The organism is Kitasatospora sp. NPDC056138 (assembly GCF_042264695.1).
Taxonomy (GTDB): domain Bacteria; phylum Actinomycetota; class Actinomycetes; order Streptomycetales; family Streptomycetaceae; genus Kitasatospora.
This window is the reverse complement of the sequence record NZ_JBHJVK010000017.1, coordinates 55,024-80,238: the sequence shown is the minus strand read 5'-3', so window position 1 is coordinate 80,238 and position 25,215 is coordinate 55,024. Positions and strand designations below refer to the sequence as shown.

18 protein-coding genes are annotated in these 25,215 nt (G+C 74.3%); 8 read left to right on the top strand and 10 right to left on the bottom strand.

Going from position 1 to position 25,215, the window contains the following annotated elements:
• Positions 1-119: 119 nt before the first annotated feature.
• A complete protein-coding gene (locus ACFC1R_RS13770; protein WP_375937697.1) occupies positions 120-1,568 on the top strand; it encodes an amino acid permease in 1,449 nt (482 codons plus the stop codon).
• 6 nt (positions 1,569-1,574) lie between these two features.
• Here the strand turns inward: ACFC1R_RS13770 and ACFC1R_RS13765 are convergent, their stop codons facing one another.
• The 4 genes from ACFC1R_RS13765 to ACFC1R_RS13750 all read right to left on the bottom strand — a co-directional run bounded on the left by ACFC1R_RS13765 (position 1,575) and on the right by ACFC1R_RS13750 (position 6,615).
• Positions 1,575-2,321 (bottom strand): Mut7-C RNAse domain-containing protein, encoded by a 747-nt coding sequence (locus tag ACFC1R_RS13765; protein WP_375937694.1) that lies wholly within the window; start codon positions 2,319-2,321, stop codon positions 1,575-1,577.
• Between the two features lie 138 nt (positions 2,322-2,459).
• On the bottom strand, positions 2,460-3,314 hold the full coding sequence (locus ACFC1R_RS13760) for an SAM-dependent methyltransferase (protein ID WP_375937691.1): 855 nt from the start codon (positions 3,312-3,314) through the stop codon (positions 2,460-2,462).
• Positions 3,315-3,684: 370 nt separating this feature from the next.
• Complete coding sequence (locus ACFC1R_RS13755; protein ID WP_375937809.1) at positions 3,685-5,205, bottom strand: phosphoribosyltransferase family protein; 1,521 nt, start codon at positions 5,203-5,205, stop codon at positions 3,685-3,687.
• A gap of 153 nt (positions 5,206-5,358) precedes the next feature.
• Positions 5,359-6,615 carry a metallophosphoesterase gene (locus ACFC1R_RS13750; RefSeq protein WP_375937806.1) on the bottom strand — a complete coding sequence of 419 codons (1,257 nt, stop codon included), beginning with the start codon at positions 6,613-6,615 and terminating at the stop codon, positions 5,359-5,361.
• 876 nt (positions 6,616-7,491) lie between these two features.
• On the opposite strand from ACFC1R_RS13750, the gene ACFC1R_RS13745 reads away from it, so the two are divergent.
• Together ACFC1R_RS13745 and ACFC1R_RS13740 are read left to right on the top strand one after the other, a co-directional pair.
• Positions 7,492-8,241, top strand: coding sequence for a transglycosylase SLT domain-containing protein (locus ACFC1R_RS13745; RefSeq protein ID WP_375937688.1), 750 nt, complete (start codon positions 7,492-7,494; stop codon positions 8,239-8,241).
• 315 nt (positions 8,242-8,556) lie between these two features.
• Complete coding sequence (locus ACFC1R_RS13740; RefSeq protein WP_375937685.1) at positions 8,557-9,546, top strand: glycosyltransferase family 2 protein; 990 nt, start codon at positions 8,557-8,559, stop codon at positions 9,544-9,546.
• 243 nt (positions 9,547-9,789) lie between these two features.
• Here ACFC1R_RS13740 and ACFC1R_RS13735 read toward each other — a convergent pair whose 3' ends face one another.
• On the bottom strand, positions 9,790-10,404 hold the full coding sequence (locus ACFC1R_RS13735; protein ID WP_375937682.1) for an HIT family protein: 615 nt from the start codon (positions 10,402-10,404) through the stop codon (positions 9,790-9,792).
• An 86-nt stretch (positions 10,405-10,490) separates the two neighbouring features.
• Between ACFC1R_RS13735 and ACFC1R_RS13730 the strand changes: the two genes are divergently transcribed.
• Positions 10,491-13,370 carry an FAD-binding and (Fe-S)-binding domain-containing protein gene (locus tag ACFC1R_RS13730; protein ID WP_375937679.1) on the top strand — a complete coding sequence of 960 codons (2,880 nt, stop codon included), beginning with the start codon at positions 10,491-10,493 and terminating at the stop codon, positions 13,368-13,370.
• Between the two features lie 213 nt (positions 13,371-13,583).
• Here the strand turns inward: ACFC1R_RS13730 and ACFC1R_RS13725 are convergent, their stop codons facing one another.
• Positions 13,584-14,189 carry a TetR family transcriptional regulator gene (locus ACFC1R_RS13725; RefSeq protein WP_375937676.1) on the bottom strand — a complete coding sequence of 202 codons (606 nt, stop codon included), beginning with the start codon at positions 14,187-14,189 and terminating at the stop codon, positions 13,584-13,586.
• A 139-nt stretch (positions 14,190-14,328) separates the two neighbouring features.
• Here ACFC1R_RS13725 and ACFC1R_RS13720 point away from each other — a divergent pair, with 139 nt between their 5' ends.
• The gene (locus tag ACFC1R_RS13720) at positions 14,329-15,516 is read left to right on the top strand and encodes an FAD-dependent monooxygenase (RefSeq protein ID WP_375937673.1); all 1,188 of its coding nucleotides are present in this window, start codon (positions 14,329-14,331) and stop codon (positions 15,514-15,516) included.
• Positions 15,517-15,843: 327 nt separating this feature from the next.
• Here the strand turns inward: ACFC1R_RS13720 and ACFC1R_RS13715 are convergent, their stop codons facing one another.
• Complete coding sequence (locus ACFC1R_RS13715; protein ID WP_375937671.1) at positions 15,844-16,644, bottom strand: helix-turn-helix transcriptional regulator; 801 nt, start codon at positions 16,642-16,644, stop codon at positions 15,844-15,846.
• 269 nt (positions 16,645-16,913) lie between these two features.
• Here ACFC1R_RS13715 and ACFC1R_RS13710 point away from each other — a divergent pair, with 269 nt between their 5' ends.
• The gene (locus tag ACFC1R_RS13710) at positions 16,914-20,249 is read left to right on the top strand and encodes a bifunctional cytochrome P450/NADPH--P450 reductase (RefSeq protein WP_375937668.1); all 3,336 of its coding nucleotides are present in this window, start codon (positions 16,914-16,916) and stop codon (positions 20,247-20,249) included.
• A 126-nt stretch (positions 20,250-20,375) separates the two neighbouring features.
• Here ACFC1R_RS13710 and ACFC1R_RS13705 read toward each other — a convergent pair whose 3' ends face one another.
• Entirely contained in the window at positions 20,376-21,833 is a 1,458-nt protein-coding gene (locus ACFC1R_RS13705; RefSeq protein ID WP_375937803.1) for a short-chain fatty acyl-CoA regulator family protein, read from the bottom strand.
• 475 nt (positions 21,834-22,308) lie between these two features.
• Here ACFC1R_RS13705 and ACFC1R_RS13700 point away from each other — a divergent pair, with 475 nt between their 5' ends.
• Positions 22,309-22,860 carry a GNAT family N-acetyltransferase gene (locus tag ACFC1R_RS13700; RefSeq protein WP_375937665.1) on the top strand — a complete coding sequence of 184 codons (552 nt, stop codon included), beginning with the start codon at positions 22,309-22,311 and terminating at the stop codon, positions 22,858-22,860.
• Between the two features lie 138 nt (positions 22,861-22,998).
• Entirely contained in the window at positions 22,999-23,247 is a 249-nt protein-coding gene (locus ACFC1R_RS13695; RefSeq protein WP_375937662.1) for a ribosomal protein L7/L12, read from the top strand.
• Positions 23,248-23,331: 84 nt separating this feature from the next.
• Here the strand turns inward: ACFC1R_RS13695 and ACFC1R_RS13690 are convergent, their stop codons facing one another.
• Together ACFC1R_RS13690 and ACFC1R_RS13685 are read right to left on the bottom strand one after the other, a co-directional pair.
• Positions 23,332-24,423: an ABC transporter substrate-binding protein gene (locus tag ACFC1R_RS13690; protein ID WP_375937659.1), complete on the bottom strand. Its 1,092-nt coding sequence runs from the start codon at positions 24,421-24,423 to the stop codon at positions 23,332-23,334.
• A 146-nt stretch (positions 24,424-24,569) separates the two neighbouring features.
• Complete coding sequence (locus ACFC1R_RS13685) at positions 24,570-25,127, bottom strand: ABC transporter permease (RefSeq protein WP_375937800.1); 558 nt, start codon at positions 25,125-25,127, stop codon at positions 24,570-24,572.
• Positions 25,128-25,215: the final 88 nt, after the last annotated feature.

Sequence of the window (25,215 nt, the reverse complement as noted above, 5' to 3'; positions counted from 1 at the left end):
GTGCCCAAAGGTTCCGTTGTCCCGTTTTAGTAGCTACGTTTCGACCCAACGCGTGGTCCTGTCCCCACCTCTGTGATCGCAGACCGAGTGCCCGCGCGTTGGGAAGGCAGTCACACCTGATGAGCATGGAATCCACCAAGGCGCCCCAGCAGCCGGGCGCCACCGGCCAGGGCCCGGAGACCCCGGGCGGCCACGGCCACCTCCAGGCAGGCCTGAAGAACCGGCACCTCTCGATGATCGCGATCGGCGGAGTGATCGGCGCCGGGCTGTTCGTCGGCTCGGGCGCCGGGATCGCGTCCACCGGCCCCGGCATCCTCCTCTCCTACGCGCTGGCCGGCGCGCTCGTCGTCATGGTCATGCGGATGCTCGGCGAGATGTCCGCCGCCGACCCGCAGAGCGGCTCGTTCTCCGCCTACGCGGACCGCGCACTCGGCCGATGGGCCGGATTCTCGATCGGCTGGCTGTACTGGTTCTTCTGGGTCGTGGTCCTGGCCGTGGAAGCCACCGCCGGCGCGAAGATCCTCAACAGTTGGATGCCGGGGGTGCCCCAGTGGACGTTCGCCCTGATCGTGATGGCTGTGCTCACCGCGACCAATCTCTTCTCGGTCTCCTCCTACGGCGAGTTCGAGTTCTGGTTCGCGGGCATCAAGGTGGTGGCGATCGCGGCCTTCATCGTGATCGGTGCCCTGGCGGTCTTCGGTGTCCTGCCGGGGACCCACTCGCCCGGCATGACCAACCTGACCGGTAACGGCGGCTTCCTCCCGCACGGCATCGGCGCGGTCTTCACCGGCATGCTCACCGTGGTCTTCGCCTTCATGGGCAGCGAGATCGTCACCCTCGCGGCGGGCGAGACCGCCGACCCGAAGACCGCCGTCCGCAAGGCCACCAACAGCGTGATCTGGCGCATCGGCGTCTTCTACCTGGGCTCGATCGCCATCGTCGTCACGCTCCTCCCCTGGAACTCCGCCGCCGTCAAGGGCAGCCCGTACGTCGCCGTCCTCGACCACGTGGGCATCCCCGGCGCCGGCCGCGTGATGGACCTCATTGTCCTGACCGCCGTGCTCTCCTGCCTGAACTCCGGCCTCTACACCGCCTCCCGGATGGCCTTCTCGCTCAGCCGCCGCGGTGACGCCCCGAGCTCCTTCGGCAAGGTCAGCGGGAACGGTGTGCCCCGCACCGCGATCCTCGCCTCCGTGGTCTTCGGCTTCCTCGCGGTCTTCTTCAACTACATGTGGCCGGCCACCGTCTTCCAGTTCCTGCTGAACTCCTCCGGTGCGGTGGCGCTCTTCGTCTGGCTGGCGATCGCCGTCTCCCAGCTGCGGATGCGCCGGATCCTGGAGCGCGAGTCGCCCGAGAAGCTGACCGTGCGGATGTGGCTCTTCCCCTACCTGACCTGGGCGACCATCGGCATGATCACCTTCGTCATGGTCTACATGTGCACCGACCCCGACGGGCTGACCCAGATGGTCCTCTCGCTGGTCGCCGCCGCCGTGGTGCTCGCCGCCTCGGCCGTCGTCGGCAGCCGCCGCAAGGCCGCCGCCGCCAGGGAGGCACTGGCCCAGGCCTGACCTCCGTCAGCCCCCACCGCTTCGCCCGCTGCCGCCCAGTGCTGCGGCCACGATCGACTCCAGCCGCCGGTGATGAGCACCGTGCCAGTAGACGTGGCCGCAGTCCCGGCAGCGGGCGAAGCTGTCGTACGTCCGCCGGGTGCCGGGGCGCAGCAGCGCCTCGACCTCGGCCTTGGCCACCTGCGCCAGCACTCCGTTGCAGGCGGTGCAGCGGCTCCAGGGCGCGGCCGGCGGAGCGAACCGGTCCAGGACGTCGGCGAGCTGGGCGTCCGGCGCGGAGCCCCGGACGTAGCCGCCGAGCCAGAGCGCGCGGCGGCGCAGCAGCCCGCGGTCCTGGGTGAGCAGGATCCGCCGCTCCGCGTTGGCCCGGCGGACCAGTTCGTCGTCGTCCAGGTCGTTGCGGTAGGCGGTGTCCACCCCGAGCAGGCGCAGCCGCCGGGCGAGTGCACCGAGGTGGACGTCCAGCAGGAAGCCCGCCGCCGGGCCGCCCGGCACCTGCTGCGGCCTGCCGACCGCCGCCACCCGGACCACCTCGCCACCGCCCGGGCGGTACGCCGGCCCCACCCGGCGGCCCGCCGTCTCCAGCGGACCGACCTCGGTCAGCGGTACTCCGAGCGACTCCACCAGGTGCCCCAGCGAAGCCGTGCCGTCCTGGGCCGTCCGCACCGACTCGTGCCGGTCCCGGCTGCGGAGGAACAGCCACAGCTCGGGAGCGAAGCGCAGGGACACCTCGGGCGTCGGCGACTCGGTCACGCTCCAAGTCCAGCACACCGGCCGCCGCCGCTGCCCGGCCCCGCCTGCGGGGTCACCGGGCGGCGGCAGGGCGGCGCGCGGGGGTCGACTCAGAGCTCGGCTCAGCGGTCGACTCAGGGCTCGGCCCAGCGCTCGGGGTCACGGCTTGCGGGCGACACCCGCCCAGTAGTACGCGGCGTGCGGGTCGACGGGCGGCTCGCCGTCCGGGCGCCAGGCCATCACGGGGGCGACCCCGGGTTCCACCAGCTCCCAGCCCGCGAAGAACTCCTCGACCTGGGCGCGGGTCCGCGGGACGATCGTCATCCGGCCCTGCGCCGCCTTGGCGGCCACCGCCTCCATCGCCTCGGGGTCGAAGTCGCCGGTCGGGTGGGTGATCACCACGTGGCTGCCGGAGGGCAGCGCGTCCAGCAGGGTGGCCACCTTGCCCCTGGGGTCCTCGTCGTCGCGCAGCAGCATCAGGATGGCGACCAGCATCAGGCCGACCGGCTCGGTGAGGTCCAGGGTCCCGGTCAGCGCCGGGTGGGCGAGGATCGCCTCGGGCCGGCGCAGGTCGGCGTGGATGTAGGCGGTCTCGCCCTGGCCGCCGCTGACCATCAGGGCGCGGGCGTGGGCGAGCACGATCGGGTCGTTGTCCACGTACACGACCCGGCTGCCGGGCGCCTCGGCCTGGGCGACCTCGTGGGTGTTGCCGCCGGTCGGGATGCCGGTGCCGATGTCCAGGAACTGCCTGATCCCGGCCTCGCGCACCAGGTGGCGCACGGCCCGGCCGAGGAAGGTCCGGTTCTCCCTGGCCATGGTCTTGATGTCGGGGATGGCCTGTTCGATGGCCTCGCCGAGGGCGCGGTCCGGCGCGAAGTGCGTCTTGCCGCCGAGCCAGTAGTCGTACATCCGCGCCGAGTGCGGCACGGAGGTGTCGATCTCCGGCGGCTCCCAGGTGTCGAACCCGCGCCCGATCGCGATCAGGTCGCGCTGCTCGTTCTGACGATCCGACAAATCGACCCACCTCCAGTGGACTTCACCATCAGCCGGGGGCACAGCCTAACGGCCCGAACAGCCGTCCGAGGCGGTCGGCCCCGATCAAGATCAGTTCGTATCCGCACGGAAGGTCCGGGTCAAGGACCCCGGAATCGCCTTCGAACTCCCGCCGTCCGCCCGCCGTCCGCCTGGCGGGCGGCCCGGGCGGCGTCGGGGTGCGTGCACCGCGAGGCGGCGGACGGGGGCGCCTCCCGGCCGCAGGCCGGGGAGATTCCATGTGGTGGGGGCACCTCCCGGCCGACGGCCGGGGGCCGTCGGCGAGGGACGGCAACGCGACGAGCGGCGTGCCCCGCCGTCCGCCCGGCGGACGGGAGTCCGAGGAAGGGCCCTACTGCTCCTCGTCCTCCTCGTCCGCCGCCGTCAGGTGTTCGGCGAACCAGTCGGCGGCCAGGTCGGCCGCGACGGCCAGGGTGCCCGGCTCCTCGAAGAGATGGGTCGCGCCGGGGACCACGGACAACCGGCTCTCGCAGCGCAACCGCTCCTGCGCCTGCCGGTTCAGCTCCAGCACCGGGTGGTCGTCGCCGCCGACGATGAACAGCGTGGGAGCCGTCACCTCGGGCAGCCGCCCGGCGGCCAGGTCGGGCCGTCCGCCCCGGGAGACCACCGCGCCGACCGACGCCCCGGGCTCGGCCGCGGCGTACAGCGCGGCGGCCGCTCCGGTACTGGCCCCGAAGTACCCGATCGGCAGCCGTCCCGCCGTCGGCTGCTCCCGCAGCCGACGGGTGGCCTCGCCCAGGCGCTCGGCGAGCAGCGCGATGTCGAACACCCTGGTCCGGTCGGCGGCCTCGGCCTCGGTGAGCAGGTCGAACAGCAGTGTCGCCAGTCCGGCCCGGTTCAGCCGCTCGGCGACGAAGCGGTTGCGCGGGCTGTGCCGGCTGCTGCCGCTGCCGTGCGCGAACAGCACCACGCCCGCCGCGCCGTCGGCCGGCAGCGTCAGCGTGCCGCCCGACCGGCCGCCGCCCACCGGGAGCTCGACCTCCCGGGCAACGGCGAGGTCGGCCGCCCGTCCGCCCGGACTCCGGCGGAACCCCCGTCCGAACAGGCCGCGGTGGGCACCTCGGGGGTCCCCGTCCGATCCGCCCTCGCCGCTGCCCGGGGCGCCCCGGCCCCCCGGCTCGCCCTCGGCGGCCGGGGTGCCCGCTGTCCCGTCCGGCCCCCGGTCCGGATGGTCCTCGTCGTCGCCCGGCTCAGCCGCACCGGCTGCGGCCGCCATCCGCCGGGCCGCGTGGTCGAGGCAGACCGCCACCTCCTGGTCCGAGGTCTGATCGAAGTCCTGGTAGAACTGCCCGATCGCGTAGAACGACAGCGGCGTACGGACGCACACCAGCTCGTCGGCGTCCTCGCCCAGCCGGGACACCCAGTCCCTCGGCGCCACCGGCACCGCGAGCACCACCCGCGCCGCGCCCAGGTGCCGGACGATCTGGCACGCGGCCCGCGCGGAGGACCCGGTGGCCACGCCGTCGTCGACCACCACCACCGTCCGCCCGGTGAGGGCGACACCGGGGCGGCCGTCCCGGTAACGGGCCACCCGACGGGCGAGCTCGGCACGCTCGCGCTCCTCGACCGGCGCAAGCTGCTGTTCCGAGACCCCGGCGAGCCGCATCACCTCCCGGTTGAGCACCCGTACGCCGCCCTCGCCGATCGCGCCGAGCCCGAGTTCGGGCTGGAACGGTGCACCCAGCTTCCTGATCACGCAGATGTCCAGCGGCACCCCCAGGGCCTCGGCGACCTCGGCCGCCACCGGCACGCCCCCGCGCGGCAGGCCGACCACCACGACGTCCTGGCCGCGCAACTGCTCCAGCCGGGCGGCCAGCTGCCGACCGGCATCCCGTCGATCGGTGAAGTACACGGGCCCGACCTCCGTTCCGCTCACCCATCCCCTTCCAGCCTGCGCCCTCGGGCCCCCGTCGGCGTGCCGCAGGCCGGCGAGCCGCGCTTTCGGGCGAGCGGGCGGCGGACGGGCGGACGGACGGACGGGCGGGCGGGGAGCACGCGCACGGGTTCAGGCCCGGAGCGACGCCAGCGTGACGACGGTGATGTCCGAGGGCGCGCCGACCCGGACCGGCGGCCCCCAGGCGCCCGCACCCCGGGTGACGTAGAGCTGGGTGTCGCCGTAGCGCTCCAGCCCGGCGACCGTCGGGTTGACCAGCGCGGCGAGGTGGTTGCCGGGCCAGAGCTGGCCACCGTGGGTGTGCCCGGAGAGCTGGAGGTCGACGCCCCGGCGCACCGCCTCGTGGACGGCCACCGGCTGGTGGGCGAGCAGGACAGCGGTCCGGGTGCGGTCGCGGTCGCCGAGCGCCCGCCCGTAGTCGGGCCCCTCGCCCTCCGCGGTGCCCGCGATGTCGTTGACCCCGGCGAGGTCGAACCAGGGCAGCTCCACCCGGGCGTTCTCCAGCGGACGGACACCGAGCCTGCGGACGAACTCGACCCAGGGCGCGGCGCCCGAGTAGTACTCGTGGTTGCCGGTCACGAAGAAGGCCCCGTCGCGCGCCCGCAGCCGGGCGAGCGGTTCGGCGGCCGGTCCGAGGTCGGGCACGGTGCCGTCGACCAGGTCGCCGACGATCGCGATCAGGTCGGGCTGCACTCGGTTGACGGTGTCCACGATGCGCTCGGTGCTGGCCCGGCCGAGGATCGGGCCGAGGTGGATGTCGCTCACCACCGCGATCCGGTACCCGTGCGCCCGCCGGGGCAGCTTCGCCAGCGGTACGGTGACCCGCTTCACCCCCGGCCCGCGCAGGACCCCGTACGTGCCGGCTCCGACGACCGCCACCGCCGCCCCGCCCGCACCGATCGCGACCGTCCGCGCGACGAAGAGCCGCCGCGCGGGGTCCGGTACGGCCCGCGCCGCCGCCTTCCCCGTGTCCCCCACCACCTGCGGACCGTCTTTCCCCGGGGCCCCAGCCGTCGGCCCCGCCGTCGGCCGGGACTGCCCGGCGCCCCGGCCGGGCCGCCGCCACCTGCGCCGCAGCAGCGGCCGTACGAGCTCACCCGCCAGCACCGCGAGCGTCAGGTACAGCATCACGGCCAGCCAGAGGTACCCGGGCCAGGCCAGCCACCGCTCGGCGGCCAGCGGCAGCGCCTGGCCACCGACCAGCGCGCCGAGGCTGAGCAGCGGCAACAGCACGGCCAGGACCGTCCCCGCCCTGCGGTACCGGCCACCGGGCGCGGAGACGTCCCGGACCAGCCTGCGCCAGAGGTACCACTGCACCAGCCCGGCCCCGCCGAGCACCGCGAGGGCGAGGATCCCGATCGACAGCACATGAGTCACCGGCCCAGTATCGGAGCACACGCCGTCCGGACTGCGTCCAACGAGGCTGACCACGGCCCGGCCTGACGACCCGACAGGGTATCCACCGCGTCCTCGTCGCTCATCCGAACGGAAGTCGGACTGACGGACGGTCACCCGCCGGGGCGCGGCCCCCGGCCGACGCGGCGGCCGGCTGCACCGCGTCGGCGGTCCTGCCGGCATCAGGGACCTTCGCGCACTTCGCCGACGTCAGCGACGGCGACGGCGACGGCGACGGCATGGCGGGTCCACTGTCGACGGGCACGGTGACCGTCGGGATCCGCGATGCCGTCACGACCAGCCGCACGAGCAGGCACCCGCCCCACGATCCGCACCCGGCCGTTCACGCTGCGCCAGCGCGGCGGCGCGGCGGCTGTGAGGCCGCCCACACCCGTTCCGGCGTCTACTGCTCCCGATAGTCGTCGCGCCGGCGGCAGGCCGCTCCGCCGCCCCCTCCAGGCCCCGGCCCGTCGCCCCGGCTCCGGGAACGCCCCTGGTCAGAGCTGCAATCACGGACCGTCACGACTTCCAGGTTTCACCGGCGGCCGTAGCGGGCATATCGGACACTCGCGCCCGGCCCTCGGCCGGGCGTTCTGCCGTCCTACGACCGTCGGTAGTACGAGCGCGCATTGAAACGGCCGGAAGCCTCTGCAAAGAATGTCCCGGTCGCAACGCGGCGCCGCCGGTCCGGCTCCCCGAGCCGATCCGCCACGCCGTCCCGCCCACCCCGCCCTCCGGCCGGGTGCGAGGCCGTCCGACACGGCACGCGGGCTGTTCTCCCCCCGAGCACGCTTCGCGACACCCGTGTGCCCGCGCACGGCTCCACCGACGGAAGAGGTCAGTTCCTCCATGCAGCTCCCGAAGCTCCCGCAGCTCTCGCAGCTCACCAAGAACCGCCGCAACGCCATCATCACCGGCGTCGCCACCTTCGCCGTCGCGGGCTCCGCCACCATCGCTCTCGCCCTGCCGCAGGACACCTCGACCGCCTCGGCCACCGCGCCGACCGCCACCGCACCGACCGCCGCCACCACCGGGTCCGCCGAGGCCCAGCAGCTCGCCGAGGCCCAGGCCAAGGCCCAGACGGACGCCCAGGCCAAGGCGGCGGCCGACGCGAAGGCACAGGCCGACGCGGACGCGAAGGCGCAGGCGGACGCCCAGGCGAAGGCCGACGCGGACGCGAAGGCGCAGGCCGACGCCCAGGCGCAGGCACAGGCACAGGCACAGGCCGACGCGAAGGCACGGGCGGACGCCCAGGCCAAGGCCGACGCCGCCTCGCGCTCGGAGCAGCGCAGCAGCCTGAGCACCGGCTACTCCGGCACCCCGCAGCAGATCGCCGCCCAGATCGTCCCGGCGAGCCAGCTCCAGTGCTTCACCAACATCGTGACCCGCGAGAGCAGCTGGAACGTCACCGCCACCAACCCGAGCTCGGGCGCGTACGGCCTGGTCCAGGCCCTGCCCGCGTCCAAGATGGCCTCGGCGGGCGCCGACTGGCGGACCAACCCGGCCACCCAGATCAAGTGGGGCCTGGGCTACATGAACGAGGTCTACGGCAGCCCCTGTGGCGCCTGGTCCTTCTGGCAGGTCCACCACGCGTACTGAGCCACGCGTACCGGTCCAGGCCCACTGATCCACCCGTCCCGCGCACCGCAGCCCCGGCGGGCCCCGCCTTCGGGAGGGTGCGCGGGACTCCCCGGCCTCCGACCGGAAGGGACGACCCCGTCCGGCCTCCACCTGTCTCCCCGTATCTCCCCGCGCGGGCGCGCGGACGCCGCTGACGGGCTCTCAGGTTCGCAGTTCTCCGTGGCAGCCTGGTGAAGATATCGCGCACACCCGCCGTGATATGACCGGTATTGGCCGGGTTCGAGGTCATTTTGACCCTTGCTCGGACGTGTACACGCCTTTAGCCTCCCGCCCATGCCCTCCCCACTGATCTCCGTCGTGCTGCCCGCCTACGACCAACAGAAACAGCTGAAGGACTGCCTGGACTCGCTCCTCGCGCAGTCCTTCCGCGACTTCGAGGTCGTTCTGGTCGTGGACCGCTCCCCGGACGCCCCCGAGCGCCTCACCGAGGCGTACGAGATGCGCGACTCCCGAGTGAGCGTGCTGCGGCTGGACGCCGCCGTCGGCGTCGGACGCAGCCGCAACGCAGGGGCGGCGCACGCCAAGGGCGAGTACCTGCTCTTCCTGGACAGCGACCACGTGGTGGAGCCCGAGGCGATCCAGGCGATGGCCGACCGCCTGGCGGAGACCGGCGAGGTGGACGTCCTGCTGTTCGGGCACTCGCGCGAGCACCGGGACCGGGTCTGGCCCGGCGGTGCGGCCAGGATCCTGGCCTCGGCCGGGTCCGAGGCCTTCGCGCCGCAGGAGCGCCCCGAGATCTTCGGCGCGCCCCCGCTGATCTGGGACCGCCTGCTCCGCCGGGACGGGGTTCCGTCCTTCCCCGACGGCCACTACGAGGAGATCCCGGTGGTCCACGAGTCGCTGCTCGCCGCCCGGCGGGTCGCGGTCCTGGATCAGGAGTGCGTGCGCATCCGCCGCCGGCACACCGTGCACCCGACCGGCTCGCCCGGCAGCAGCCACTTCGACATCTTCGACCAGTACGGCCGCAGCTTCGAACTCCTCGACGAGCACCAGGAGTTCACCGCCGCGCGACCGTTCCTCTTCACCCGGATGATCCGCAACTTCCTGTTCGTCTTCGACCTCGGCGGCTGCGTTCCGCGCGCCGAGCGCCCGCAGTTCTTCCACCGCGCCAACGAGTACTACCGCTCGTACCTCCCCACCGACTTCCGCCGCCCGGACGGGCGCGAGGGCATCAAGTTCTCCCTGCTGGCGAGCGGCGCCTACGCAGCCTTCGAGGTGGCCAAGCTCTCCCAGATCGCCCGCAACGCCGTAGGCCGCTCCTGACGCCCGCCGCGCCCGTCCACCTCGGTTCCGGCCGCCCCACGGGGGCATCGGGCGGCCGGACCACCGAGCGGGTGGGCGCGGGGCCGTGCACGGGGCCGTCCGCGCCGACGCCGTCAAGGGTCGCCGCCTGCCGTCGGCGGGTGGTGCCGCTCCGGGGCGGCGACGAAACCGCGCTGCGGCTGTGGCACACCCGGCCGGCGAGTCGAGGGCGTACTCCACGGCCGCACGCCCGCACGGCTCGGGTCAGACGCGTGCCGTGCCGCCGTCCGCCGCCATCGCCGCGGCGATCCGGCGGTTGGCCTCGCGCCAGTCGGCCTCGGGGAGCTTGGGCAGCACGTTCTCCCAGAGCGGCAGGCAGGAACCGCGCAACTGCATCAGCCCCTCGGGCCTGGCCACCAGCCAGATGTGCAGGTGGGCGGAGCCGTCGCCCCACTTGTAGACGTGCACCCGGCCGATCCCGCCGAGCGACATCACGGCCCGCTCCACCCGCTGGAGCATCGAGCCGATCTCGGCGGCCCGCTCGGGCGGCAGGTCGGCGAGGTCGTGATGGGCGCGGGGCATCAGCAGCAGCATCGAGGGCACGGCGGTCGGGCCGTTGCGGCCGCTCAGCCGCCAGTGGCTGTCCGTCCACAGGAAGCTCTCGTCGGGGCGGGCGCACTGCTCGCAGTCGTCGGGGCCGCTCTCGCCCTCGCGGGCCGGTTCGGGCAGTTCCGGCCGGTCGAGTGCCTTCACCTTGAGGTCGCCCTCGAACGGGAAGATCTCCCAGCCGACGATGGAGCCCTCGGGCGGGGTGGTCGGCTCGCCGATCGGCAGATGGCCGAGGAAGGGGCCGGGCGTGACGCCAAGTTGATCACTCATGCGCACAGGCTCCCAGATGACGGCAAGTCAGCGGTGTGCCGGGGTGCCCCCTGCCCGTTCGGGGCCGCCGCTGCGATGATCGCGGTATGGCGACCACTCCTGCCCCCCACGGGCTCGCCCGTGCGCTCGACGCCGCCGTCCGCGGGGACGTGCGGTTCGGCGCCGCCGAGCGCACGGTCTACAGCCACGACGCCTCCAACTACCGCCAGCTCCCGCTGGGGGTGGTCAAACCCGCCGACACCGACGACGTCCGGGCCACGCTGGCGCTCTGCCGCGAGTACGGCGTCCCGGTGGTGCCGCGCGGTGCGGGCACCAGCATCGGCGGCCAGGCGATCGGACCGGGAGCGGTGGTCCTGGACTTCCGGCGGTACCTCAACCGGGTGCTCGCCGTCGACCCGGACGCCCGCACCGCCCGGGTCGAGCCGGGCGCCGTACTGGACGACCTCCAGACGGCGGCCCTCCGGTACGGGCTGCGCTTCGGCCCCGATCCGTCCACCCACAGCCGCTGCACGATCGGCGGCATGATCGGCAACGACTCCTGCGGCGCCCACTCGGTCGCCTGGGGACGGACCGCCGACAACCTGCACGCCCTCGACCTGCTGCTCGCCGACGGAACCGAACTCACCGTCACCGGACCACTGCCACCAGCCGAACGCGCCCGGCTGCGCGAACGCCCCGGCCGCGAGGGCGCACTGCACCGGGCCCTGCAGGACCTCACCGCCGCCAACCTGCCCGCACTCCGCCAGGGCATGCCCGACCTGCCCCGGCGCACCTCGGGCTACGCCCTCGACGCCCTGCTGCCCGAGCGCGGCTACGACGTCGCCCGCGCCTTCACCGGCAGCGAGGGCAGCTGGGCCCTGCTGCTCGGCGCCACCGTACGGCTGGTCCGGGCTCCCGCCGTCCGCGCACTGGTCATCGCCGGCTACCCGGACGAGACGGCGGCCGCCGACGCCGTACCCGCCCTGCTGCCGCTGCGGCCGCTCACCGTCGAGGGCATGGCCGCCGACCTGATCGCCGCACTGCTCGCCGCCGGGCCCCGGCCGCCCGCGCTGGACCGGCTGCCCGAGGGCGAGTGCTGGCTGTTCCTGGAGACCGGCGGCGCGACCGGAGCCGAAGCCCTCGACGCGGCACGGGAGTTGGCCCACGCCGTACGCCGCGAGCGGTCCGCCGCGGTCGCCGTGGTGGTCGACCCGGGCGAGCAGCGCCAGCTCTGGGGCGTCCGGGAGGCGGGGGCCGGGATCGTCACCCGGCTGCCCGACGGCACCGAGGCCTGGCCGGGGTGGGAGGACTCGGCGGTCCCGGTCGAGCGGCTCGGCGGGTACCTGCGCGACCTGCGCGCCCTGCTCCGGCGGCACGGTCTGCGCGGCGTCCCCTACGGGCACTTCGGCGAGGGCTGCATCCACATGCGGCTGGACTTTCCGCTCACCGAGCCCCACCGGCTGCCGGAGTTCCGGGTGTTCATGACGGAGGCGGCCGACCTGGTGGTGGCGCACGGCGGTTCGCTCTCCGGCGAGCACGGCGACGGGCAGGCCCGCTCGGAGCTGCTGTCCCGGATGTACCCGGCCGAGGTCGTCGACCTGTTCGGGCAGGTCAAACGGGTCTGGGATCCCGAACTGCTGCTCAACCCCGGGGTCTTGGTCGACCCGCGCCCGCTCGACGCCGACCTGCGCTTCACCGGCCGCGACCTGCCGCTCGCCCTCCCCTACGAGAAGGACGGCGGCAGTCTGCTGAAGGCCGTCCACCGCTGCGTCGGCGTGGCCAGGTGCGTGGACACCAGGAGCGGCGTGATGTGCCCGAGCTACATGGTCACCGAGGAGGAGCGGCACTCCACCCGGGGCCGGGCGCGGCTGCTCGCCGAGATGCTGCGCGGCGCCGAGGAGGGCGGCGTGGTGACCGACGGCTGGCGCTCGGAGGAGGTCAGGGAGGCGCTCGACCTCTGTCTGGGCTGCAAGGGCTGCGCCGCCGACTGCCCGGTCCAGGTCGACCTGGCGACCTACCGGACGGAGTTCCTGCACCAGCACTACCGCCGCCGGCTGCGCCCCGCCTCGCACTACTCTATGGGCTGGCTGCCGCTCACCCTGCGCGTCGCCGGGCTCGCACCCGCGCTGGCCAACCGCCTGCTCGGCTCGCCCCGGACGGCCGCCGCCCTCAAGCGGCTCGGCGGCATCGACCCTCGGCGCCGGCTGCCCGGCCTGCCGGGTGAGACCTTCGAGCAGTGGTTCCGCCACCGCGAGCGCCGCACCCGGCGCGGCGCCACCCCGGTCCTGCTCTGGCCGGACACCTTCAGCAACCTGCTGGAGCCCGAACCCGCCAAGGCGGCCGTCGAGGTCCTGGAGCACCTCGGCTTCGCGGTCCGGCTCCCACAGGGGCCGGTCTGCTGCGGGCTCACCTGGATCTCCACCGGCCAGATCGACGTCGCCCGCCGGGTGCTGCGGCGCAGCCTGCGCGCCCTCCCGTCCGGCCTGCCCGTGGTCGGCCTGGAGCCCAGCTGCACGGCGGCGCTGCGCGAGGAACTGCCCAGACTGCTCGGCCCGGCGGCCGGTGACGTCCCCGGACGGGTCCGCACGCTCGCCGAGTTCCTGGACGGGACCGGGGTCGGGCTCCCCCGTCTGACGGGCCCGCAGGTGCACGGCCTGACCCAGGTGCACTGCCACCAGCACGCCGTCCTCGGCACGGCCGCCGACCGCCGGATCGAGGCCCGGATCGGCCTCGCCAACCAGGTCCCGGACTCCGGCTGCTGCGGCCTGGCCGGGAACTTCGGCTTCGAGCGCGGTCACTACGAGGTCTCCGTCGCGGCCGCCGAACGCGTCCTGCTCCCCGCCGTACGGGCGGCCGCGCCCGACACCGTGCTGCTCGCCGACGGCTTCAGCTGCCGCACCCAGATCGCCCAACTCGCCGACGGCCGCCGGGCGATCCACCTCGCCGAACTCCTCCGCCGGGCCATCCGCGAGCACGGCTCCGGCTGACCGGCCGCTGCGCGCTCCACCGCACCCGGGAAGACGGCGCGCCGCGGCGGGTGCGCGGCCGTGCGGCCGTGCGGCCGTGCGGCCGTGGAGCCGTGCGACCGTGGGGGCCGGGAGCGGCAGCGCCGCGAGCCGGCGGTGCCGGCGCCGCCGATGCTGCGGCGGCGCCGGACCGGATCACGTCCGGGGTGCCCCGACCGCTCGGGGGCCGGTGCGTCAGCGCGCGGCCTCCGGAGGGAACAGCACCGCACGGACGGCGGGGGCGAAGCGTTCGACGAGCGCCTCCCGGGTCATCGCCGCGACCCCCGGTAGCCGCAGCAGATGCCGGCACAGGGCGAGGCCGAGCAGTTGCGCGGACACCAACCCGCCGCAGGCGGCGGCACGTTCGGCGCCGATCGCGGTCGCGAGCGCGGGGGCGACCTGGCGGGCGAGGATGTCGCGCAGCTGCTCCGCGGCCTGTTCGGTGGTGACGGCCGAGCGCAGCAGCATCAGCAGGCCGTCGTCGGCCGGGTCGCCCTCCCAGCGGTCCAGGAAGTGCCGGACGAGTACGGCCGGCAACTCCTCGGCCGGGACGGCGGCGAGGTCGGGCAGCCTCAGGTCGAGGTCGGTGGCCGCGGCGAAGAGCTGCTCCTTGCTGCCGAAGTAGCGGATCACCATCGAGGGGTCGATCCCGGCGCTCGCGGCGATGGCCCGGATGGTGGCGCGCTGGTAGCCGTCGGTGGCGAAGCGGACGCGGGCGGCGGCGAGGATCGCGGCGCGGGTCGTGTCCGACCGGCGGGGGGCATCCGACCGGCGGGGGGCGTCCAGGCTGTTCGAAGTCATGCCACCAGCATAGCCAACAAGTGTTGGCCAACACTTGTTGACTGACTGTCCGTCACGGAATAGCGTTGCCAACAAGCGTTGACCGAAGCAGGGTTGGCGGACCCTCCGCCGACCCGTGCAGTGGATGGAGGCAGCACCCGTGAACGCACTTCCCGAGTCGACCGACGTGGTGATCGTCGGTGCCGGCCCGGCCGGTCTCGCACTGGCCGTCGCGCTGGCTGACCAGCAGGTCGACTTCGTCCTGCTGGACCGGCAGGCCGAGGGCGCCAACACCTCGCGCGCCTCGATGCTGCACGCCCGCACCCTTGAGGTACTGGAGGAGTTCGGGGTCACCGAGCGGCTCGTCTCGCGCGGCCTGGCCCTGAAGGGCTTCGCACTGCACGGCCCCCGCCGGCCCCTGGTCGAGCTCTCCTTCGCCGGCCTGCCGACCGCCCACCCGTACATCCTGATGCTCCCCCAGAACGACTCCGAGGAGATCCTGGCGACCCGCCTGCGCGAACTCGGCGGCACCGTCCGCCGCCCGTACCGGGTCACCGGGCTGGACCAGGACGGCGACGGCGTCGACGTCACCGTCCAGGGCCCGGACGGCACCCCGGCCCGGATCCGCGCCCGGTACGTCGTGGGCACCGACGGCATGCACAGCACCGTCCGGGAGCAGGCCGGGATCGGATTCACCGGCGGCACCTACCGACAGTCCTTCGTCCTCGCCGACATCCGGATGTCCTGGCCGCTCGGCCGCGCGCAGGCCGGGCTGCTGCTCGACCCCGCCGGGCTGGTCTTCGTCGCACCGCTGCCGGACGGCCGGGGCGGGGACCGGCGGACGGGCGAGCGGTTCCGGGTGGTCGCCGTCGTCGACGAGGCGCCGGCCGAGCCCGACGCGGCCTACGTCCAGCGCCTGCTGGACACCCGGTGGCCCACCGGCGCCCGGGTGGCGGAGGTCCGCTGGAGCTCCCGGTTCCGGGTGCACCACCGGGTCGCCGACCGCTACCGCGCGGGCCGCCTGCTGCTCGCCGGCGACGCCGCCCACGTCCACAGCCCGGCCGGCGGCCAGGGCATGAACACCGGAATCCAGGACGCCGTCGCACTCGGCCGGGCTCTCACCGAGGTCCTCGGGGGCGGCGCACCGGACTCACGGCTGGACGCCTACGAGGCCACCCGCCGGCCGGTCGCCCGCCAGGTGGTCGCCCTCACCGACCGGATCACCCGGATGGCCACCCTCCGGGGCGCCGCACCGCGCGCCGTCCGCGACACCGCGCTGCGGGCGCTCGGCAGCATCCCCACCTTCCGCCGCAGGATGGCCACCGAGCTGGCCGAACTGCACTACTGACGCGCCATCACACCACGCTCCGGCTCCTCTGCCCGTCAGTGGACCTCCACCTCGCTCACGACCGTAGGAGCGCGCCAAGGACCCCGGCCGTACGCTGTGGACCGATGACGGGGGCAGGGTGCGGCTGCTCCTGGGAGTGACCGGCGCCGCCGGTGCAGTCTTCGGAGTGCGCCTGCCGGAGCGGCCGGCCGGACTTCCCGAGCTGGAGATCCGTCCCGTCCTCGGCTGCCGGGCCCTCCACCCGACCCTAGGCGTACCCCGCCGGGTTCCGGCCGACCCGGGCGGACCTCGACCGGGCCCCGGAGGTGCCGGCGGTCCCGCCGCTGCTCACCGACCGCTGACGCCGCCCGCGCCGGTGTCGGGCGCCGCGCCGCAGGATGCCCCGCCGCCGGGAGCCCCGGCGGCGGACGTACCGGCGGCAGATGTCCCGGCGGCGGACGTACCGGCGGCGGGTTCCGGCGGCCAGACGCCGGGCGCGAGCACACCCGTCACATAGGCGTGTGCGACCAGTGCCGTCCGGTTCGCCGTTCCCCAGCGCCGGGAGAGCCGTCCCAGGTGGTAGTTGACCCCGTCGACGGTCAGGCCCACGGCCGTGGCGATCTGCGCGGTGGTGGAGCCGCCCGCGGCCAGGGCGAGGATCCGCGCCTCCACGGGGCTCACCCGGGTCGGCGCGCCGGTGGCGGGAGCGGGCGGGTCGGGTTCGTCCAGGACCCGCAGCAGCAGGAGCAGGTGCGGCAGGGCGTCCGGCGCCTCGCTGACCAGGTCGACCGTCAGCTCGCCGTGCCGCTCGACGCCCGTACCGGTGGACCAGGACACCTCGATCGGATAGCGCGATCGGCGGCGCAGTCGTACCGCCTCGGCGATCGGGTGGAGTCGGGTCGGGGCGTCCGGACGGAACAGGTCCAGGGCGTTGCGCCCGGCCAGGCGGCCGGGCAGAGTGCCCCACTCCGCGGCCATCGCGGGGTTCGCCAGCAGGACGGTGCCGTAGGCGTCGCACAGCGCGGTCGGCACCGGCAGGTGGTCGAACAGGAGCAGCGCCCAGTTCCGCCAGACGACCGCCGGGTCGCGAGCCGGTGTCGTGGCCCCGTCGTCCGGCTCCTGTCCCTGGGGGCCCGCGCCCTGATTCATGCCGCCTCCCTGCCCGTCCCCACCGCTCGCCGATCCGGCCCGTCGTCCCTGTCAGGTGCCACTGCCTGCTGCTACTGCCCGCCGCCGTACGACTCCGGGTCGCTACACCCGCGAAGCCGGGCACCACAAGCCCGACACTCCGGAGGTCACTACACGATCGTGTAGGACGAGTGGACCACGTGGAACCCCTGCTGCGCCAGGGTGGAGGCAGTCGCCCGCACCGTGGCGGCGGTAGTCCGGAATCCCTGACTTCGGAGGGCGGTCCACCCATGACCGAGACCCTGCTCCCCCTGCGGACCGGCAGCGGCGACGGCGACCCCGTCACCGGCGCCCCCGACCTCGGCACTCCCGTCGTCGACTCCCCCGACCTCGGCACTCCCGTCGTCGACTCCCCCGACCTCGGTGTTCCCGTCGTCGACATCTCCGCCGATGGCCCGACCAACACGCCGGTACTGCGGCACATGGAACTGGCCCGGCGCCACGGTCCGGCCTTCGTGCAACGCCTGCACGGCCGCGACACCCTGTTCGTCAGCAGTCTGGACCTGGTCACCGAGCTGGCCGACGAGCAACGGTTCACCAAGGCGGTCGGCCCTGCGCTCGTGAACGTCAGGGAGTTCACCGGCGACGGCCTGTTCACCGCCTACAACGACGAGCCGAACTGGGCCAAGGCGCACGACATCCTGATGCCGGCCTTCGCCCTGGGATCCATGGGCACCTACCACCCGGTGATGCTGACGGTCGCCCGCCGGCTGCTGGACTCCTGGGACCGCCGGGCCGCGACCGGGGCTCCCGTGGACGTGTCCGAGGACATGACCCGGATGACCCTGGACACCATCGGGCTGGCCGGCTTCGGGTTCGACTTCGGCTCGTTCGACCGCGACCGGCCGCACCCCTTCGTCAGCGCGATGGTGCGCTGCCTGGAGTGGGCGATGACCCGGCTCGGCCGTGCCCCCGGCCTCGACCAGAGCGGGCGCGACGCGGCGATGCGGGCCGACGCGGCCTACCTCAGCTCGGTGGTCGACGAGGTGATCGCCGCCCGCACCGCCACCGGGGCCGTCGAAGGCCGGGCACAGGATCTGCTCGGCCTGATGCTCAGCGCGGCCCACCCCGGCGACGGCACCACCCTGGACCTGGAGAACGTCCGCAACCAGGTGATCACCTTCCTGATCGCCGGGCACGAGACCACCTCCGGCACCCTGGCGTTCGCCCTGCACCACCTGGTCAAGCACCCGACCGTGCTGCACCAGGTGCAGTGCGAGGTGGACCGGGTCTGGGGCGTAGGCAACGATCCGGAGCCCGCGTTCGAGGACATCGGCCGCCTGCGACACACCCGGCAGGTGCTGAACGAGACCCTGCGGCTGTGGCCGGCCGCTCCCGGGTTCGGGCGCCAGGCGCGGCAGGACACCGTGCTGGGCGGCCGCATCCCGTTGCGGGCCGGGCAGACCGTCGCCGTGATGACCACGATGCTGCACCGCGACCCCGCCTGGGGCGACAACCCCGAACTGTTCGACCCGTCCCGGTTCACCCCGGAGGCGGAGGCGGCCCGTTCCCCGCACGCCTTCAAGCCGTTCGGCACCGGTGAACGCGCCTGCATCGGCCGCCAGTTCGCCCTGCACGAGGCCACCATGCTGCTCGGCATGATCGTCCACCGGTACCGGCTGATCGACCACGCCGACTACCGGCTGACGCTGAAGCAGTCGCTGACCATCAAGCCGGACGGGTTCACCCTCACCCTGGTTCCGCGCAGCCCCGCCGACCGCGCCGCGAGCCGCACCGCCCTGCCCGCCGGCCCCGCACCGGCCGACGGCACACCGGGTGAAACCGCACCGAACGAGGCCGCCGCGCTGCCCACCCGCGTCCGGCAGGGCACCGGCCTGCTGCTGCTGCACGGCTCCAACTACGGCACCTGCCGCGAGTTCTCCGCCCGACTCGCCGACACCGCAGCCGAGTTGGGATGCGAAACCGCCTCCGCCCCGCTCGACGCCCACCGCGCCGCGCTGCCCACCGACCGGCCCGTCGTCATCACCGCCGCCTCGTACAACGGGCAGCCGACCGACGACGCCGCCGCCTTCGTCCGGTGGCTGGAGACGGCCGGGCCCGGCGCCGCGCGGGGCGTCCGCTACGCCGTCCTCGGCGTCGGCGACCGCAACTGGTCGGCCACCTACCAGCGCGTCCCCGCCCTCATCGACGAGCGGCTCGCCGCGCTCGGCGCCACCCGCCTGCTGGACCGGGCCGAGGCCGACGCCTCCGGCGACCTGGCGGGCGGCGTCAGAGCCTTCACCGCCGCGCTGCGCGCCGCGCTGCTGACGCAGTACGGCGACCCGGCCACCGCGGGTGCCCCGGTCCGGCCCGAGCCGGCGGGCCCCGGATACACCGTCACCGAGGTCGGCGGCCACCCGCTCGACGCCCTGGCCGCCCGGCACGGCCTGACGGCGATGACCGTCACCGAGACCGGCGCCCTCACCCACCCGGACCATCCGCGGGTCAAGCGCCTGGTCCGCCTCGCGCTGCCCGAGGGGACGGCCTACCGTACCGGGGACCATCTCACCGTGCTCCCCGCCAACGACCCCGCCCTGGTCGAACGGGCCGCCCGGGTGCTGGCCGCCGACCTCGACACCGTCCTCAGCATCGTCCCCGGCCGCCCGCGCCGCGACGGTCTCGCCGTCGACCGGCCGCTGACCGTCCGCGAGCTGCTCACCCACCACGTCGAACTGCAGGACCGTCCGACCCCCGACCAGCTGAACACCCTGGCGGCCCTCAACCCCTGCCCGCCCGAACAGGCCGCCCTGCGCGCCCTCGCCGGGGACGCCGGGGCGCTGCGCGCCGACCACCGCGGCCTGCTGGATGTGATCGAGGACCACCCGGCCCTGCGCACCGCCCTGACCTGGCCCGTCCTGCTGGACCTGCTGCCGTCGATCAGGCCCCGGCACTACTCGGTGTCGTCCTCCCCGGCCACCGACCCGCACCACGTCGACCTCATGGTCTCGGTGCTCCGGGCTCCGGCGCGCTCCGGCCTCGGCGACTACCGCGGCACCGGCTCCAACTACCTGAGCACCGTGCGGCCCGGCGACACCGTGCTGGCCCGCGTCCAGCCGTGCCGCGAAGCCTTCCGGATCGACCACGACGCCGACACCCCGGTGATCATGATCGCCGCAGGAACCGGGCTGGCCCCCTTCCGCGGCGCCATCGCCGACCGCCGCGCCCGTCTGGCGGACGCGGCCGGCAGCTCCCGACTCGCCCCGGCCCTCTGCTACTTCGGCTGCGACGCTCCCGGCGCCGACTACCTGTACTCCGCCGAACTGCGGGAAGCCGAGCGGGCCGGGGCGGTCTCGATGCGTCCCGCCTTCAGCGCGGCCCCCGTCGAGGGACGGCGCTTCGTGCAGGACCGCGTCGCCGCCGACGCCGACCGGGTCTGGGACCTGTTGAACGCCGGTGCCCAGGTCTACGTCTGCGGCGACGGCGCCCGGATGGCACCCGGCGTCCGCGACGCGTTCCGGACGCTGTACCTGGAGCGCACCCCCGGCGCCGACCACACGGGCGCCCACGACTGGCTGCAGAACCTGATCGCGCAGGGCCGGTACGTGGAGGACGTCTACGGCGGCTGACCCACCGCCCCGCACGGCCCGCCCCCGACGCACTGCGGGCGGGCCACCCGGCGGGCCCGCCGGCCGCAAGGGCCGGCCGGACGGTGCTCCCCCGCTCAAACCCGGGCGAACCCGGGCGGCCGCCCGTCAGCGCCCCGCCTCCGGATGGACCGGGTACGGGACGAAGGTACCGGCGTGCTCGTCGACCAGCAGCGGGCGGCCGAGCTGCGGCGCGGCCCGCTGGGGGCAGGCCGGGCGTTCGCAGACCTTGCAGCCGAGGCCGATCGGGGTGGCCGCCGACTCGTCGGCGAGGTCGAGCCCGGCGGAGTACACCAGCCGTGCGGCGTGCCGCAGTTCGCAGCCGAGGCCGATGGCGAAGGTCTTGCCGGGCCGGCCCCAGCCGCCCGGGGAGCGGGTGACGGCACGGGCGGTCCACAGGTAGCGCTGTCCGTCCGGCATGGCGGCCACCTGGACGTGCACCCGGCCCGGGGCGGCGAAGGCCTCGTAGACGTTCCACAGCGGGCAGGTGCCGCCGGTCCGGGAGAAGTGGAAGCCGGTGGCGGACTGCCGCTTGGAGACGTTCCCGGCCCGGTCGACCCGGACGAAGGAGAACGGCACCCCGCGCAGCCCGGGTCGCTGCAGGGTGCTCAGGCGGTGGCAGACGGTCTCGTAGCCGACGCCGAAGTGGTCGGCGAGGCGCTCGATGTCGTACCGGGTCGCCTCGGCCTGCGCGTGGAACACCCGGTACGGCAGGACCAGGGCGGCGGCGAAGTAGTTGGCCAGTCCGATCCGGGTGAGCGAGCGGGCGGTGGAGTCCTGACGGCTGTCCCGGGCGGCGAGTTCGGACAGCAGCGCGTCGTGCTCCAGGTAGCCGAGCTGGACGGCCATCCGGAAGGCCTGCTGGCCGGGGCGCAGCCGTGCGGAGAGCCGCAGCTCCCGGGCTGCGGGGTGGTAGCGGTGCAGCCGGTCGTCCCCCGGGTCGTCCGCCGCCGCGCCGCCCGGGCCGCTGCCGGGGTCGCCGGTCGACACCCGCACGCCGTGCCGCGAGGACAGCCGTTCGGCCAGCGCGGTCCGGACCTCGCCGCGCCTCAGGCCGATACCCGCCGCCAACTCCTCTGCCGGGTGGTCGAGTTCGGCGACGTAGTTCTGCCGCCGGTAGAAGAACTCGCGGACCTCCTCGTGCGGGGTGCGGGCGTCGACCGGGGCAGGGAAGGCGCCCCGGTCCTCGGCCAGCACCGCGAGCTGCTCGGCGGTGGAGCGCCGACGGCGGTTGACATCGAGCAGCACGTCCGCGACGGCGGGCAGCCGGGCGGCGAGGTCGTCCAGGTCACCGGGGGTGAGCCGACCCGCGGCCAGTTCCTCGCCCAGGGACTCGCGCAGTTCGGCGGTGAGCCGTGCGGTGTCCGGCGGGGCGAAGTAGCCGGCGTCCACGCCGAAGGTCTCGGTGAGCCTCAGCAGCACGGGGACGGTCAACGGCCTGGCGTCGTGCTCCAGTTGGTTGAGGTAGCTCGGCGACAGCCCGATCAGGCGGGCCAGCGCGGCCTGGCTGAGCCCGCGTTCCTCCCGAAGTCGCCGCAGCCGCGCCCCGGCGAAGGTCCTTCCCAACGACAACCGCCCCCGTTCCACCCGGAGCCCCGGGGCGGCCCCGCCCACGGCTCCCCGATGCGCTGTCCGGCAGCATAGCGAGGCACCGCCGGGCCGCGTCTTCGCAACCTTCGCGGATTCACCGCGAACGGTTCGCAGAACTTGGCATCCGGCCTTCGGTGACGATGCGTCAGGATGCTGCCCGACGCGGTGCCGAGGCCGGGCCGTAGCCACCGGTCGGCCCCAACCGGCAGGCACGGCAGGCCCGGTGGACGGTCGACCGGGGCACGGCGTCCGGCAGTGTCGCACCACGGTCCTGCGTCGCCCGGCCGCGCGCCCGCCCTACGGGGTGAGTGGCATCACATCCTTCGCAACGGCCGGGGCTCTCCCCCACGGCACACCCCCGGGCCTGCGGCGGCGGCCGCCCCCCGGCCGCCCTGGCGGCCAGCGGTAATCAGGTTGCGGGCCGCACCGTGGCGGGTGCGAGGATCATCGTATGGAGCACATCATCAGAGCCGTACGGGACGAGGACTGGCCCAAGGCCAAGGAGATCCGGCTGGCCGCGCTGCGCGATCCGCTCGCGCACCTGGCCTTCATCGAGACGGCCGAGCAGGCCGCCGCCAGGCCCGACGACTTCTGGCAGGACCGGGTGGCGGGCGCTGCGGCAGGCATCTCGGCCCGGCAGTTCGTCGCGGAGGCGGCGGACGGCCGGTGGCTCGGCACCGTCTCCGTGCTCGTCGAACGACCGGGTGAACAGGCCGTGTTCGGACCGGCTCCGGATGCGGCGCAGACGCACGTCGTGGGGGTCTTCGTCCGGCCCGAGGCCCGCGGCACCGGCATCGCCGAGGACCTCGTCCGGGCCGCCCTCGCCTGGTCCTGGGCGCTGCCCGAGCCCCGGGTGGAGCGGGTACGCCTCTATGTGCACCAGGACAACTCCCGCGCGGAGGCGCTGTACCGCAAGGTCGGCTTCGAGCGGACCGGGGCCTTCGAGTCCGACCCGGCCCAGCCCGACCTGCGGGATTTCGAGCTCGCCGTCCCGAGGAGCTGACACTCGCCCCTCGGGCCGCCGGGGTCGTGCCGGCCGGGGTGCCGTCGAGGGCCTAACGCCGGCGCTGCCGGTGCCCTCGTCCCACTCCGGCGCCGCCCGGCGGGCGGACGTCCGACGACGGCCGCTAGGGTGCTGGGCATGGAACCCATGGACGATGCGGAACTCTCCCGGCGGCTGGCCTCGATCGAGTCGAAGCTCGACACGATCCTGAGCTGCCTCGGCCTCACCCACCCCCTGCCGGCCACGGACCCGCGGCAGATGCCCGAGGTGATGCAGTACGTCAAGGCCGGCAAGAAGATCCAGGCCATCAAGGTCTACCGCGAGCGCACCGGCTTCGGCCTGAAGGCGGCGAAGGAGGCCATCGACGCGGCGTCCGCGCGCCGCTGACGGCCGCACGGCGCGGCCGAGACCGTTCCGGGGGCGCGGGGCGTCCTGGGAACGGTCTCGGCCGCTCTGTGCCGGAGCGGCGGATCAGGGCAGGTAGCTGTTGCTGTACGCGTCGGTGGCGGTCACCGGCTTGTCCAGCAGGCCCTGCTCCTTCATGAAGGACGCCATCTTGTCCCAGGTCGCCGCGTCGTTGAGCCCCGGCTTGCCGGAGGCCGGGGTCTGCATCAGCGGCACGGTGGCCTTCAGCACGGCGAGCGCGGAGGCCTGCTGCTTCTGGTCGTTCATGCCGGGGATGTAGGTCTTGCTGATCGACACCGCCTCGTCGGGGTGCTCCACGGTGTACTGCACGCCGCGCAGGGTGGCCGCGACGAACTTCTTCACGTCGTCGCCGTGCTGGTCCAGGGTGGTCTTGGTCGCCCCCAGTCCGGCCGCCGCCAGCGGGAGCGCCGCCGCGCCGCCGGTGCCCTCCACCGGTCGCACCGCCACGCCGGCCTGCTCGAACTGGACCGCGTCGTTGTTGAGGTAGCCCATCACCGCGTCCACCTTGTGGCCGGCCAGCGCGGCCTGCTGGGTGAAGCCGATGTTCTGGACGTTGACGTCCTTGGTGGTGAGCCCGGCGGACTTCAGCATCGCGAGCAGGCCGAAGTAGGTCTCGCCGTACGGGCCGGGGGTGCCGACGCTGTGGCCGCGCAGGTCCTCGACCTTGTGGATCGGGGAGTCCTGCGGCACCAGCATCGCCACCGGGTAGGTGTGGTAGAGCGAGGCGATGTCCACCACCGGCACGCCCTTGGCCCGGCCCTGGAGCATCTCGTCGCCACCGGCGTAGACGATATCCTCCTTGCCGGCGGTCAGACCGCCGAAGAGGTCGTCCGTGAAGCTGTGGTGACGGAGGGTCACCTTCAGTCCGGCGTCCTTGTAGAAGCCCTTGCTCTCGGCCACGTAGAAGGGCGCGAACTGGATGTTCGGGATGTAGGTGAGCCCCACCGTGAGGCTCTGGCCGCCGCCCTTGTCGTCCGACGACTTCGCCGCGGTGGGGTCGGAGGCGCAGGCCGAGAGCACCGCGCTGCCCACCAGGGCGAGGGCGACCGCTCCCACCCGGGCCCGGGCAGCCGGTGAGACCGACCCGGGGCGCGGCTCCGAGCCCGCGCCCGACGACCGTCCGCTGATCTTTCGCATGCGCATTCGCGTCCTGTTCCTCTAGGTGCCGTGCATTCTTCGAAAGGACCGGAGGGACGGGGCCGCACGGCCGCCCTCCGGTGATCCGCGCCGGCCCCGGGGCCCGGGGCCGGCGCACGTCCGTCGGGCCGGGGCCCGACGGACCGTCAGCGGTCCACCCGCAGCTCGACCAGGCGAACCGCGCCGTAGGTGCCGGCGGCCAGCAGCGTGAGAGTCAGCAGCGAGACGAAGAGCCCGGTGGAGTCCGCCTGGCCGCGCTGCACCGCCAGCAGCTGTCCCAGCCCCTCGCCGCCCATCACGAACTCGCCCACCACCGCTCCGGTGATCGACAGGGTGCAGCCGGTGCGGACCCCGGCCAGCACGCTCGGCAGCGCCAGCGGGAACTCGATGTGGCGCAGCATCCCCCAGTGGCCCACGCCGTCGACCCGGGCCGCGTTCAGCACCTCGGGGTCGAGCTCCCGCAGCCCGAGCATGGTGTTCACCAGCATCGGGAAGAACACCAGCAGCGCGCAGAGGATCGCGATGGGCAGCAGCCCGTACCCCACCCAGATGGCGAGCAGCGGCGCGAGGGCCACCGCCGGGACCGCCTGCGAGGCCGCCAGGTACGGCTGGAGGGCGCGGGCCGCGATCGTGCTGCGGGCCATCAGGTAGCCCAGCGGAACGGCCGCCGCGATGCCCAGCGCGCTGCCGGCCAGGCTCTCCAGGACCGTCTGCCAGGTGTAGTCGAGCAGCGATCCGTGGGCCACCGCGTCGACGAACGCCTGTGCCACGGTGCCCGGCGCCGGCAGGAAG

What these genes read in the sequence shown, in the direction of transcription:
- ACFC1R_RS13770 (WP_375937697.1), top strand. Translation starts at nt 120, where the DNA reads ATGAGCATGGAATCCACCAAGGCGCCCCAGCAGCCGGGCGCCACCGGC.
- ACFC1R_RS13735 (WP_375937682.1), bottom strand. Translation starts at nt 10,404, where the DNA reads ATGAGTGATCAACTTGGCGTCACGCCCGGCCCCTTCCTCGGCCATCTG.
- ACFC1R_RS13715 (WP_375937671.1), bottom strand. Translation starts at nt 16,644, where the DNA reads ATGAATCAGGGCGCGGGCCCCCAGGGACAGGAGCCGGACGACGGGGCC.
- ACFC1R_RS13725 (WP_375937676.1), bottom strand. Translation starts at nt 14,189, where the DNA reads ATGACTTCGAACAGCCTGGACGCCCCCCGCCGGTCGGATGCCCCCCGC.
- ACFC1R_RS13710 (WP_375937668.1), top strand. Translation starts at nt 16,914, where the DNA reads ATGACCGAGACCCTGCTCCCCCTGCGGACCGGCAGCGGCGACGGCGAC.
- ACFC1R_RS13700 (WP_375937665.1), top strand. Translation starts at nt 22,309, where the DNA reads ATGGAGCACATCATCAGAGCCGTACGGGACGAGGACTGGCCCAAGGCC.
- ACFC1R_RS13745 (WP_375937688.1), top strand. Translation starts at nt 7,492, where the DNA reads ATGCAGCTCCCGAAGCTCCCGCAGCTCTCGCAGCTCACCAAGAACCGC.
- ACFC1R_RS13730 (WP_375937679.1), top strand. Translation starts at nt 10,491, where the DNA reads ATGGCGACCACTCCTGCCCCCCACGGGCTCGCCCGTGCGCTCGACGCC.
- ACFC1R_RS13690 (WP_375937659.1), bottom strand. Translation starts at nt 24,423, where the DNA reads ATGCGAAAGATCAGCGGACGGTCGTCGGGCGCGGGCTCGGAGCCGCGC.
- ACFC1R_RS13695 (WP_375937662.1), top strand. Translation starts at nt 22,999, where the DNA reads ATGGAACCCATGGACGATGCGGAACTCTCCCGGCGGCTGGCCTCGATC.
- ACFC1R_RS13740 (WP_375937685.1), top strand. Translation starts at nt 8,557, where the DNA reads ATGCCCTCCCCACTGATCTCCGTCGTGCTGCCCGCCTACGACCAACAG.